Origin of the sequence: Caenimonas sedimenti, from assembly GCF_007833165.1 — a bacterium.
Taxonomy (GTDB): Bacteria; Pseudomonadota; Gammaproteobacteria; order Burkholderiales; family Burkholderiaceae_C; genus Ramlibacter; species Ramlibacter sedimenti.
Window position 1 is genome coordinate 127667 of the sequence record NZ_VOBQ01000010.1, and the last position, 11223, is coordinate 138889.

At 68.6% G+C, this 11223-nt stretch carries 12 protein-coding genes; 10 read left to right on the top strand and 2 right to left on the bottom strand.

The window, feature by feature from the left end; all coding sequences use genetic code 11:
• The first annotated feature begins 1 nt into the window (after window position 1).
• The 8 genes from FN976_RS13270 to FN976_RS13305 all read left to right on the top strand — a co-directional run bounded on the left by FN976_RS13270 (window position 2) and on the right by FN976_RS13305 (window position 8091).
• Window positions 2–1108: a BMP family ABC transporter substrate-binding protein gene (locus tag FN976_RS13270; protein WP_145893511.1), complete on the top strand. Its 1107-nt coding sequence runs from the start codon at window positions 2–4 to the stop codon at window positions 1106–1108.
• Between the two features lie 108 nt (window positions 1109–1216).
• A complete protein-coding gene (locus tag FN976_RS13275) occupies window positions 1217–2317 on the top strand; it encodes an ABC transporter permease (RefSeq protein WP_145893512.1) in 1101 nt (366 codons plus the stop codon).
• Complete coding sequence (locus FN976_RS13280; protein WP_145893513.1) at window positions 2314–3231, top strand: ABC transporter permease; 918 nt, start codon at window positions 2314–2316, stop codon at window positions 3229–3231. The genes FN976_RS13275 and FN976_RS13280 overlap by 4 nt, the downstream gene beginning before the upstream one ends.
• 122 nt (window positions 3232–3353) lie before the next feature.
• A complete protein-coding gene (locus FN976_RS13285; protein WP_145893514.1) occupies window positions 3354–4394 on the top strand; it encodes a formamidase in 1041 nt (346 codons plus the stop codon).
• Between the two features lies 1 nt (window position 4395).
• Window positions 4396–5082, top strand: coding sequence for a biuret amidohydrolase (gene biuH / locus FN976_RS13290; RefSeq protein WP_145893515.1), 687 nt, complete (start codon window positions 4396–4398; stop codon window positions 5080–5082).
• Window positions 5083–5105: 23 nt separating this feature from the next.
• Window positions 5106–6671 carry an ABC transporter ATP-binding protein gene (locus FN976_RS13295; RefSeq protein WP_145893516.1) on the top strand — a complete coding sequence of 522 codons (1566 nt, stop codon included), beginning with the start codon at window positions 5106–5108 and terminating at the stop codon, window positions 6669–6671.
• Window positions 6668–7360 (top strand): cysteine hydrolase family protein, encoded by a 693-nt coding sequence (locus tag FN976_RS13300; protein ID WP_145893517.1) that lies wholly within the window; start codon window positions 6668–6670, stop codon window positions 7358–7360. The genes FN976_RS13295 and FN976_RS13300 overlap by 4 nt, the downstream gene beginning before the upstream one ends.
• A 14-nt stretch (window positions 7361–7374) precedes the next feature.
• Complete coding sequence (locus FN976_RS13305) at window positions 7375–8091, top strand: GntR family transcriptional regulator (RefSeq protein ID WP_255440408.1); 717 nt, start codon at window positions 7375–7377, stop codon at window positions 8089–8091.
• A 76-nt stretch (window positions 8092–8167) separates the two neighbouring features.
• On the opposite strand, the gene FN976_RS13310 is transcribed toward FN976_RS13305, so the two are convergent.
• Window positions 8168–8542, bottom strand: coding sequence for a nuclear transport factor 2 family protein (locus FN976_RS13310; protein WP_145893518.1), 375 nt, complete (start codon window positions 8540–8542; stop codon window positions 8168–8170).
• Between the two features lie 8 nt (window positions 8543–8550).
• Window positions 8551–8937 (bottom strand): hypothetical protein, encoded by a 387-nt coding sequence (locus FN976_RS13315; RefSeq protein WP_145893519.1) that lies wholly within the window; start codon window positions 8935–8937, stop codon window positions 8551–8553.
• Between the two features lie 115 nt (window positions 8938–9052).
• Between FN976_RS13315 and FN976_RS13320 the strand changes: the two genes are divergently transcribed.
• Window positions 9053–10324 (top strand): hypothetical protein, encoded by a 1272-nt coding sequence (locus FN976_RS13320; protein WP_145893520.1) that lies wholly within the window; start codon window positions 9053–9055, stop codon window positions 10322–10324.
• The coding region (locus FN976_RS13325) for a hypothetical protein (protein ID WP_222432812.1) at window positions 10321–11223 on the top strand (903 nt) is incomplete at its 3' end. The genes FN976_RS13320 and FN976_RS13325, both read left to right, overlap by 4 nt.

The window sequence follows — 11223 nt, forward strand, 5'->3', positions numbered from 1 at the left end:
CATGAGCCAGCAGCAGTTCAACCGCCGTGACACCCTGAAGTCGCTTGCCGCGCTGTCGGCCGCGGGCGCCGCGCCATTCGCCTTCGCGCAGAAGCCCATCACCGTCGGCGTCATCTACGTCGGCCCGCGCGACGACTACGGCTACAACCAGGCCCAGGCCGAAGCCGCCGCCGCGCTGAAGAAGATGGCCGGCGTGAAGGTGGTGGAAGAAGAGAACGTGCCCGAGACCGCGGCCGTGCAGAAGACCATGACCGGCATGATTGCGCAGGACGGCGCGTCGCTGGTGTTCCCCACCTCGTTCGGCTACTTCGATCCGCACATGCTCGCCGTGGCCGGCAAGTATGGCGACGCCCGCTTCGCCCATTGCGGCGGCATGTGGACCGACGGCAAGCACCCGAAGAACACCGCCAGCTACTTCGGCTACATCGACGAGTGCCAGTACCTGAACGGCGTGATCGCCGGCCACATGAGCAAGAGCGGCAAGCTCGGCTTCGTCGCGGCCAAGCCGATCCCGCAGGTGCTGCGCAACATCAACGCCTACACCATGGGCGCGCGCTCGGTGAAGCCGGGCATCACCACGCAGGTGATCTTCACCGGTGACTGGTCGATGCCGGTCAAGGAAGCCGAGGCGACGAACAGCCTGGCCGACCAGGGCGTGGACGTCTTCACCATGCACGTCGATGGCCCCAAGGTGATCGTCGAGACGGCCGCCAAGCGCGGCAAGATGGTCTGCGGCTACCACGCGAGCCAGGCCAAGCTGGCGCCCAATGCCTACCTGACCGGCGCCGAGTGGAACTGGCTGACGGCCTACACCACGTTCATCGAGGCGGCGCGCAGCGGCAAGCCGCACCCCAACTTCGTGCGCGGCGGTTTGAAGGACGGCTTCGTCAAGATGTCGCCTTACGGCGCGATGGTCACGGACGCCGCGAAGAAGCAGGCCGACGGCGTGAAGGCGCAGATGATGGCCGGCAGCTTCGACATCTTCAAGGGGCCGCTGAAGGACAACAAGGGCAATGTCGTCATCGCCGGCGGCAAGTCCTTCAAGCAGACGGACATCGATCTGGAGAAGATGAACTACCTGGTGGAGGGGGTCATCGGATCGGTCTAAGGCACCGTCATTCCCGCGTGAGGAGCGAAAGCGTACGTGGGAATTTAGGGCTCCCATCTTCTTGAACGCCCTGGATCCCCGCCTCCGCGGGGATGACGACAGGCACCCATGCGCCAGCACCTCGCCAACGTCCTCCTCCCCACCGCGGCCATCGCATTGGCGCTGCTGCTGTTCGGGGTCTTCGTCTCCTTCGCCGGGGCCAGCCCGGTGGCGGCCTGGGTCATCCTGTTCAAGGGCGCGTTCGGCGACTGGTTCTCCTGGCAGAACACGTTGCAGCGCGCGGCGCCCCTGATGCTCACGGCGCTGTGCGTGGCGATTCCGGCGCGGGCGGGACTCACGGTCATTGGAGGAGAGGGCGCGCTGGTGCTGGGCGGCCTGGCGGGCGCCGGGCTGGCCCAGGGCCTGCCGCTGGGCGGCATGGCCGGCACCATCGTGCTCTGCGCCGGCGGGGCATTGCTCGGTGCCGCCTGGATCGTGTTGGCCGGCTGGCTGCGCCAGTGGCGAGGCGTCAATGAAACCATCAGCTCGTTGCTGCTGGCCTATGTGGCCATCGGCCTGTTCAAGCACCTCGTCGAGGGCCCCCTGCGGGACCCGGCGAGCCTCAACAAACCCTCTACGCACGCGGTCGCGGACACGTTGCGCATCAGCGGCATCGCCGGCTCCGACGTCCACTGGGGGCTGGTGCTGGGGGTGGTGGCCTGCATCGCGGCGGCGCTCTGGCTGCGCTGGACACCTTCCGGGTTTTCGGTTCGCGTGGTGGGCGGCAACCTGCGCGCCGCCCAACTGGTCGGCCTGCCGGCCACACGGCTGATCCTGGTCGCCTGCGGCCTGGGAGGCGCGGCCGCCGGACTCGCTGGCGCCATCGAAGTGGCGGCCGTGCACACCAGCGCGAACGCCGCGCTGATTGCCGGCTACGGCTACGCCGGCATCCTGGTCTCGTTCATCGCGCGGCACCATCCGCTGGCCATCATTCCGGTCGCCATCCTGTTCGGCGGCTTCGGCGCCGCCGGCAGCCTGCTGCAACGGCGCCTGGGCCTGCCGGATGCTTCGGTCATGGTGCTGCAGGGCATCGCCTTCGTGCTGATCCTCGCCAGCGAGGCGCTGCGCGACACCGACTGGAAGGCGCTCTTCGCGCGCTTGCGGCGCAGCGCCGAGCCGGTCGCCGGGCCCAGCCCGGCGCAGATGGCGATGGGGGACAAGATCGCATGACCGCTGACCAGATCCTGGTGTTTGCCGCAGGCATTGTCGGTGGGGCGCTGCGCGTCGGCGCGCCCTTCCTGTTCGTCAGCCTGGGCGAGTGCATCACCGAGAAGGCTGGGCGCATCAATCTCGGTCTGGAAGGTGTGCTCGTGCTGTCGGCCATGGCGGCGTTCGGCGGGGCTTACTGGAGCGGCTCGGTGTGGATCGGCGTGCTCGTGGCCATGGGGGCGGGTGCGCTGCTGGCGACCTTGCACGGCCTGCTGTGTTCGCTGCCGCGCGTGAACGACATCGCCACCGGCATCGCGTTGATGCTGCTGGGCACCGGGCTGGCCTTCTACTTCGGCAAGCCGCTGATCCAGCCGCAGGCTCCGCAGTTGCAGCCGATCGAGCTGGGTGCGTGGATCACATCACCCGCGGTCAAGGCGGCGCTGCAGATCAATCCCCTGGTGCCACTCGGCTTGCTGCTGGCGGGCGGGCTGTGGTGGGCGTTCGCGAACACGCGCGCCGGCCTGCTGGTGCGCATGGCGGGCGACTCGGCCAACGCGACACGCGCGCTCGGCTACTCGGTCAACGGCATCCGGATCGCGGCCACCGCCGCCGGCGGCATGGTGGCCGGGCTGGGCGGCGCCTGCCTCACGCTCTTCTACCCGGGCAGCTGGAACGAAGGCATCTCCAGCGGCCAGGGCCTGATCGCGGTGGCGCTGGTGATCTTCGCGCGCTGGAACCCGTTGCGCTGCGTGATGGCCGCGCTCCTGTTCGGCGGCGCCGGCGCCATCGGTCCCGCATTGCAGTCGGTGGGCGTGGGCTGGGGCTACCACCTGTTCAACATCGTCCCCTACGTGCTGACGCTGGCGATCCTGGTGGTGAGCTGCCGCCCGGGACAACTCGCCGCCGGCAGCCCGGGCGAACTTTCATCGAGGTGAAGAATGGCCCACCCCCGAAGCGCTTTCGGCGCCTCCCCCTCAAGGGGGCGCCACCAGCGGCCCGGCAAAGCCGGTTCCGCGGTGGCACTCGAACTGCATTCAATCCATAACCGGAGCAATCCATGACTGGGCTGGGCGGACTCAACAAATCGAAGCACGGCGTGGTGATGGGCCTGGTGCAGCTGCAGCTGCCCGAGGTGGTCACCAAAAGCGATCTCGCCGCCCAGACGCGGCGCATCTGCGAGCTGGTCGCCAAGGCGCGCCGCAACCTGGGCACCATGGACCTCGTGGTGTTCCCGGAATACTCGCTGCACGGCCTCTCGATGGACATGAATCCCGACATCATGTGCACCCTGGACGGCCCCGAGGTCACCGCGTTCCGGGACGCCTGCCGCGACAACCGCATCTGGGGCTGCTTTTCCATCATGGAGGCCAACCCCGGCGGCAACCCGTACAACAGCGGGCTGATCATCGACGACCAGGGTGCGATCCAGCTGTACTACCGCAAGCTGCACCCCTGGGTGCCGGTGGAACCCTGGGAGCCCGGCAACCTGGGCATTCCGGTGTGCGACGGACCCAACGGCAGCAAGCTCTCCCTCATCATCTGCCACGACGGCATGTTCCCGGAGATGGCGCGGGAGGCCGCGTACAAGGGCGCGGAGATCATCATCCGCACCGCCGGCTACACGGCGCCGATCCGGCACGCCTGGAAGATCACGAACCAGGCCAACGCCTTCAGCAACCTCGCGTACACCGCCAATGTCTGCATGTGCGGCAGCGACGGCACCTTCGACAGCATGGGCGAGGGCATGTTCTGCAACTTCGACGGCACGGTGCTCGTCGAAGGCGGCGGCCGGGCCGACGAGATCATCACCTGCGAGCTGCGCCCCGACCTGGTCCGCGAGGCGCGCGCCGGCTGGGGCGTGGAGAACAACATCTACCAGCTGTACCACCGAGGGTACGTGGCCGTGCAGGGTGGGGCGCAGGACTGCCCGTACACCTACATGCAGGACATGGCGGCCGGCCGCTACCAACTGCCGTGGAAGGTGGAGGTGACCGACGGAACGAGCTGCGGGTTCGCGGCGCCGACGCGGACCTATGCCGGGCCGCAAGCGAATCCGGTCATGGCGCCGACCTCGATGCCTTTGAAGAAGGTCGCCTGACATGGAACGCTTCATTACCGCCAACCCTTACCTGTGGCCCTACGACGGCAACCTGACGCCCGCCAACACGGCGCTGATCGTGATCGACATGCAGACGGATTTCTGCGGCCCCGGCGGCTACGTCGACAAGATGGGCTACGACATCTCGCTGACGCGCGCACCGATCGAGCCCTTGAAGAAGCTGGTGGCCGCGATGCGCGCCAAGGGCTACACGGTGATGCACACGCGCGAAGGCCACCGCCCCGACCTGTCGGACCTGCCCGCCAACAAGCGCTGGCGCTCGCGCCAGATCGGCACCGGCGGCGTCGGCATCGGCGACCCGGGCCCGTGCGGCCGCATCCTGGTGCGCGGCGAGCCGGGCTGGGAAATCATTCCTGAGCTGGCGCCGCTGCCGGGCGAGGTGGTCATCGACAAGCCGGGCAAGGGTTCGTTCTACGCGACCGACCTCGAAATGGTGCTGCACACGCGCGGCATCCGCAACATCATCCTCACCGGCATCACCACCGACGTCTGCGTGCACACCACCATGCGCGACGCGAATGACCGTGGCTTCGAATGCCTGCTGCTTTCCGATTGCACCGCTGCCACCGACAAGGGCAACCACGAGGCGGCGCTCAAGATGATCACGATGCAGGGTGGCGTGTTCGGGGCGCACAGCACTTCGGGCGCAGTATTGGAGGGCATCTGAGCGCCGCACTGCACGTGGATCCGATGCCCCCGCGCACCGGCGCGATGGCGCTGGAAACCTACGAACTCACGAAGCGCTTCGGCGCTTTCACCGCGCTGGACCACGTGACGATGAAAGTCGCACCCGGCACGGTGCACGCGCTGCTGGGCGAGAACGGCGCGGGCAAGAGCACGCTGGTGAAATGCATCGCCGGCTTCCACCGCGCCGAAGAAGGCAGCATCGTCACCGACGGCCGGGAGCACGACATCGCCAACCCCGTGATCGCCCGCTCGCTGGGCATCGGCATGGTCTACCAGCACTTCACGCTGGCGCCCGGCATGACGGTGGCGGAGAACCTGCTGCTGGCAGGCGGCGAAGTCCCGGCGCTGATCGACTGGAAGAAGCAGCGCGCGGAACTGAAGGCGTTCCTCGCTTCCACCCCCTTTCAGCTGGACCTGGACGCGCGCCCGATGGCCCTGGCCGCCGGTGAGAAGCAGAAGCTGGAGCTGCTCAAGCAGCTGTACCTGAAGCCGCGCCTGTTGATCCTGGACGAGCCGACCTCGGTCCTGACGCCGCAGGAAGCCGACGAGGTGCTGGGCCACGTGCGCGACTTCGCGCGCGCCGGCCTTTGCACCGTGCTGATCATCACGCACAAGTTCCGTGAAGTGATGGCCTATGCCGATGACGTGACGGTGCTGCGCCGCGGCCAGGCGGTGCATCACTGCCCCGTGCGCTCGACCGGCCCGGCGCAGCTGGCGCAGGCCATGGTCGGCGTTGCCCATGCGGCGGAAACTGAAGCGAAGCCGGCGCGGGCGGCCGTCGCCGACGTGTCGCGCCAGGCGGCGGGCACGCCCTCGCTCGAAGTGGACGCGCTGGACGTGCTGGGCGATCGCGGCACCCTCGCCGTCCGCGGCCTGTCGCTGCAAGTCGCGCCCGGTGAGATCCTCGGTGTGGCCGGCGTCTCCGGCAACGGCCAGCGCGAGCTGGTGGAGGCGCTGGTGGGCCAGCGCGAGCGCACGGCCGGGGCCGTCCGCGTGCGTGGGGAGCCGTATGGCGCGCGGCGCGCGGAGAACCATCGCCTGAAGGTGCGCAGCCTGCCGGAGGAGCCCCTGCGCAACGCCTGCGTGGGCGAGTTGAGCGTGGCCGAGAACATGGCCCTGCGCGACTTCGACCAGGCGCCCCTGGCGGCCGGCGGGCGCCTGCAGTTCGGCATCTGGCGCACCCGAGCGCGCGACTGGATCGCCGGCTATGGCATCAAGACGCGTGGCGAGGACGCGCCCATTCGCAGCCTGTCCGGCGGCAACGTGCAGCGTGCCGTGCTGGCGCGCGAACTGAACGGCGAGATCAACGTGCTGATCGCCGCCAACCCGGTGTTCGGGCTGGACTTCGCGGCGGTGGAAGAGATCCACGGCCGCATCCGCGGCGTGCGCGAGCGCGGCGGCGCCGTGCTGCTGATCAGCGAAGACCTGGACGAACTGCTGGAACTCGCGGACCGCATCGTGGTGATGAGCGAGGGGAGGATCGTCTTCGAGACGGATGCGGCCACCGCAGAGCGCCACGTGATCGGCGCGCACATGGGCGGCGGTCATCATGAGGAGGCTGTCGCATGACGACCATCGCCGCTGTTCCTTTCCTCTACAACTTCGATGTCGCCGCCACCGCGCTCGTCATCATCGACATGCAGCGCGACTTCGTGGAACCTGGCGGGTTCGGCGAAACGCTGGGCAACGACGTGAGCCTGCTACAGGCCATCGTGCCGGCCTGCCAGGCCGTCCTCGCGGCCTGGCGCGAGGCGGGCGGGCTGGTCGTCCACACGCGGGAAGCCCACACGCCGAATCTCTCCAACTGCCCTCCCGCGAAGCGCAACCGCGGCGCCCCCACCTTGCGCATCGGCGATGTCGGGCCCATGGGCCGCATTCTTGTGGCGGGCGAGCCTGGCAACCAGATCATTCCCGAGCTGGCGCCGGCCGCCGGCGAGATCGTTCTCGACAAGCCGGGCAAGGGGGCCTTCTACGCCACGCCGTTGCATGAGCAGCTCCAGGCGAACGGCATCACGCACCTGCTCTTCATGGGCGTCACCACCGAGGTCTGCGTGCAGACCAGCATGCGCGAGGCCAACGACCGCGGCTATGACTGCCTGCTGCTGGAAGACTGCACCGAAAGCTACTTCCCGCAATTCAAGGCAGCGGCGGTGGAGATGATGCGCGCGCAGGGCGCCATCGTCGGTTGGACCGCGACCAGCGCGCAGTTGCTGGCCGCCCTGGAAGGCATGCGGCAAGCGCGGCCGCAGCCCGGCTGATAGAGTTCCACGCCGTGCATGCCCCCGCCCGCCCCCGCCCCGCGCCCCACGTGCATCGCTCGCGGGCCGACGAGGTGTACGAGCAGCTCAAGCGCGACGTCGCCGAGTTCAACCTGGTCCCCGGCGACCGCTTCACCGAGAACGAGCTGAGCGAACGCCTGGGCGTCTCACGCACGCCGGTGCGCCAGGCCCTGTTCCGCCTGCAGCAGGAAGGCTATGTCGAGGTGCTGTTCCGCAGCGGCTGGCGGGTCCTGCCCTTCGATTTCGACCAGTTCGAGCAGCTCTACGACTTGCGCATGGTGCTGGAGACGACGGCCGTGCAACGCATCTGCGCGGATGACTTGCGCGTGGACCAGGCGCTGCTGGCGCAGCTGGCCGCCATCTGGCTGGTGCCCGCGGCCGAGCGCAGCAGCGATGCCGCGCAAGTGTCGAAGTGGGACGAGGAATTCCATTGCGCGCTCGTGGCCGCGGCCGGCAACAATGAAATGGCGCGCGTGCACCGCGACGTGACCGACCGCATCCGCATCATCCGCCGGCTGGACTTCACGAAGCAGATGCGCATCGACGCCACGTACGACGAGCACGCGAAGATCCTGAAGGCCGTGCAGCGCAAGCGCGCCGACCAGGCGGCGATGTTGCTGCGGGCGCACATCGAGACCAGCCAGGCGGAGGTGCGGAAGATCACGCTGCACCAGGTCCACCTGGCGCGGACTTCGGGGCTGGGGAAGTAGCCGGGGCAGCCCCTTCAGTGCGCGACCTGGTACTGCCTCACGGCTTCCCGCGCGAGCCCGCGCCAATGCCGTTCGATCATGGCCGCACCGGCACGAACTGCTTCGGGTCGTAGAAGAACTGCTCCTGCGCGATGCGGTCGCCCTCCCACCGTTGGTAAGCGAGCTCCTCGATGCGCCGCTTGCTGCCGTCCTTGCCGGTGAACTCGAAGATCCAGCGGATCACCACGTGGTCGCCGTTGCTGAACACCGGCCGGACGCATTGCGAAGTGACGGAGGCCGCCATCGACAACGCGCGCGCCTCGTGCGCGACCAGTGCTTCGCGGCCCACGCGCGGCGGCTCGTTGTTCTCCTGCATGGATGCGTTCTCGGTGTAGAACTCCTGGATGGCTTCGACGTGGGCGTTGGATTCGACGCGGGCGATGAAACGGGCAAGGGTGTCGGCGCTGGGCATGCTGGGAGTCAGGGGGTGGGAAGGTTGAAGTGGGCGAAAACCGGCTGCAGCCGGGGGCTGGAGACGGCGGGCGAATCGGACGACTGGTAGCCGCAGGCGGCGAGCTGCTGCTGCCATTCGGGGAACTGCTCACTGAGCGCCATGCGCGCCGCCTCGCGCTCGAAGGCCGACTCGGCCACGAGGTGCCGCGCGAGGTGCGGCACGTAAGCCTCGATCGGGACCCCGCGCTGCTGCAGTTCGAACAAGGCGTTGTTCCAGCCGCGCCAATCCGGCCCGGCGGCACGGGCTTCCAGGTCTTCGTTGGTCTTCTGGTCCCAGCGGCCGCGGTTCCACACATAGGCGGCGACGAGGGCGAAGCCGATGATGAATGCGATGGTGCTGGATCCGACGTCCATGGGCCTGCTCCGCAACGTGGTGGGTGGCTGTTGCGATGATGCAGCAGCGGGCCTGTTTGTGCCAAGCGGCATAGAACTTTATGGGAAACTGGGCGCAGAAAGAGGGGGGACTCGGATGCACTTCCTGGTCAAGCGCGCCTGGCTGGCGCTGGCGGCGGTGATGGCCATGACCATCGCCGCCTGTGGTGGTGGCGGCTCCGACGAGGGCGCGGTGGCCGAGGCCGCGTGGCTGAAGGCGACCCTCGCCGACTTCAAGGGGCATGGCGTCTACTGGAACCCGGCGGAGCCGGGCACCGGCTTCTTCTTCGAGGCGCAGGGCGGCCTGGGCGTCGCCACCTTCTACCTGTACGAGGCCAGCGGGCGGCCTGTCTGGTATTCGGCGCTGGGTAACTTCACGGCGGGCACCGGCAGCAAGTACCAGTTCAGCGGGCAGCTGCTGCGCTACGCGGGTGGGCAGGCGGCTGCGTCCGGCGTGCAGAAGACGCCGACCAGCACCGTGGTCGGCAGCGTCACCGTCGCCTTCGATGGCGAAAAGGCGCAGGTCAGCTTGCCGGGCCGCAGCTTCTCGGCGCAGAAATACTACAAGACCGTCACTTCGATCGGCTCGCTGTCACCCTCGCAGCCGGAAACCGGCATCTACTGGAACCCGGCCGAAAGCGGGCGCGGCTTCACCATCGAAATGGGCAACGGGACGGTCACCGCGGCGGTCTTTCACTACGCGGCGGACGGCCAGCCGATCTGGCACCTGGTGTCCGTGCCGGTCGGCAACAACTGGTTCGCCGTGTCGGGCGACTTCATGGCTTACGCCGGCGGTCAGGCGATGACGGGCACCTACCGCGCGCCGGCCGCGACCGCGGAAGGCAAGTTCGGCCTGGAGTTCAAGGAGCAATGCCTGGGCAAGCTGGCGTTCCCGGGGATGGGCCAGATCGCTGTCCGCCGCTTCGCCTTCGGGTCGCTTCCGGCGGGCCGGGAATGCCGGACGCCGCCGACGATCAAGTTCACGCCGAGCGACAAGGTCGCCGCTGCGAACCAGTTCACAGCCGTCGCGCTCACCGCGCCCCCGACGTTCGCTGCCGATCTCAAGGTCGGCGGCATGGCCCAGAGCAGCTTCAGCTTCTCGGCCAGCGGCAACTTCGCGGCGCTCAACGGCTTGACGGTGTACGCCGTGGTCGTCGACCCGCATGGCCTGTACACGCGCGACACGCCGCGCGTCACCTTGCGTTCGTCCCCGCCGGGGGCAACGGTGCAACTCACGGCGCAGCCGCTCGCTCGCGGCGACTACCGCGGCTGGCTGGACTTCTATGCTTGCCTCGACCCGGCCTGCTCCACCCAGTTCGCGGGTTCACCGTTCCGGGTCCATTACGTCCTCGTCGTGGACGACAAATGATGGCGGCGATGGGGCTGGGCTGGCGCCTTCGCGTCGGTGTGTTCCTGACAGTGCTGCTGGCCGCGTGCGGCGGCGGGAGCGGGGGTGCCGGGGACGCCCCCTGGCTCAAGGCCGAGCCCGCATCCGGCGCCGATGCGGCGCTCACCGGAACCTACTGGGACCCGTTCGCCCCCGGCACCGGCTTCTTCTTCGAGAGTCAGGGCAACGCCGGTGTCGCCACTTTCTACGTGTTCGAATCCCATGGGCGCGCCGTCTGGTACAGCGCGATCGGTTCGCTGGCGGCCAGCGCTTCCGGTTCCGTGTTCAAGGGGTCGCTGCAGCGGTTCGAAGGCGGGCAGGCCGGCACGTCCACGGTGCCGCGCACGCCCACCCCGCAGCTGGCCGGCGACGTGACGATCCAGTTCGCCGCCGGCGGCAGTGCCCGCGTGCAGTTGCCGCAGCGCAGCTTCGATGCCCTCAAGTTCGCACTGGACGCGGCCCGGCTGCCCAGCGTGCCGGCGGCATCCCGGCCCACCGTGCTGCCGGAGACCGGCATCTACTGGAACCCGGCCGAAAGCGGCCGCGGCTACACCATCGAGGTGATCAACGGCTACGCGAACATCGGCGTCTTCCACTACGACGGCAGCGGCCAGCCGATGTGGCACCTGGTGTCGGCGGCTCTCGCGGGCAACGGCACGGCCACCGGTGACTTCGCCTCCTACCGCAATGGCCAGACGCTGGAAGGCGGCTACGCCGCGCCGGCGCGCACCGCCGAAGGCGGCTTCTTCCAGCTGATTCTGTTGAAGAACTCGGTGGGTGGAGGCGGCGCCAAGCGATGCCGCCGGTCATGCGGCTCCCCGCCTCACGGCATGAATCCGCCCGATTCGCGCGGCACTTCGCCGCGCCGCTTCCTCATACAG

Coding starts and splice junctions, on each gene's coding strand:
- biuH (WP_145893515.1), top strand. CDS start 4,396: ATGGAACGCTTCATTACCGCCAACCCTTACCTGTGGCCCTACGACGGC.
- FN976_RS13320 (WP_145893520.1), top strand. CDS start 9,053: ATGCACTTCCTGGTCAAGCGCGCCTGGCTGGCGCTGGCGGCGGTGATG.
- FN976_RS13310 (WP_145893518.1), bottom strand. CDS start 8,542: ATGCCCAGCGCCGACACCCTTGCCCGTTTCATCGCCCGCGTCGAATCC.
- FN976_RS13300 (WP_145893517.1), top strand. CDS start 6,668: ATGACGACCATCGCCGCTGTTCCTTTCCTCTACAACTTCGATGTCGCC.
- FN976_RS13275 (WP_145893512.1), top strand. CDS start 1,217: ATGCGCCAGCACCTCGCCAACGTCCTCCTCCCCACCGCGGCCATCGCA.
- FN976_RS13280 (WP_145893513.1), top strand. CDS start 2,314: ATGACCGCTGACCAGATCCTGGTGTTTGCCGCAGGCATTGTCGGTGGG.
- FN976_RS13315 (WP_145893519.1), bottom strand. CDS start 8,937: ATGGACGTCGGATCCAGCACCATCGCATTCATCATCGGCTTCGCCCTC.
- FN976_RS13295 (WP_145893516.1), top strand. CDS start 5,106: ATGCCCCCGCGCACCGGCGCGATGGCGCTGGAAACCTACGAACTCACG.
- FN976_RS13270 (WP_145893511.1), top strand. CDS start 2: ATGAGCCAGCAGCAGTTCAACCGCCGTGACACCCTGAAGTCGCTTGCC.
- FN976_RS13285 (WP_145893514.1), top strand. CDS start 3,354: ATGACTGGGCTGGGCGGACTCAACAAATCGAAGCACGGCGTGGTGATG.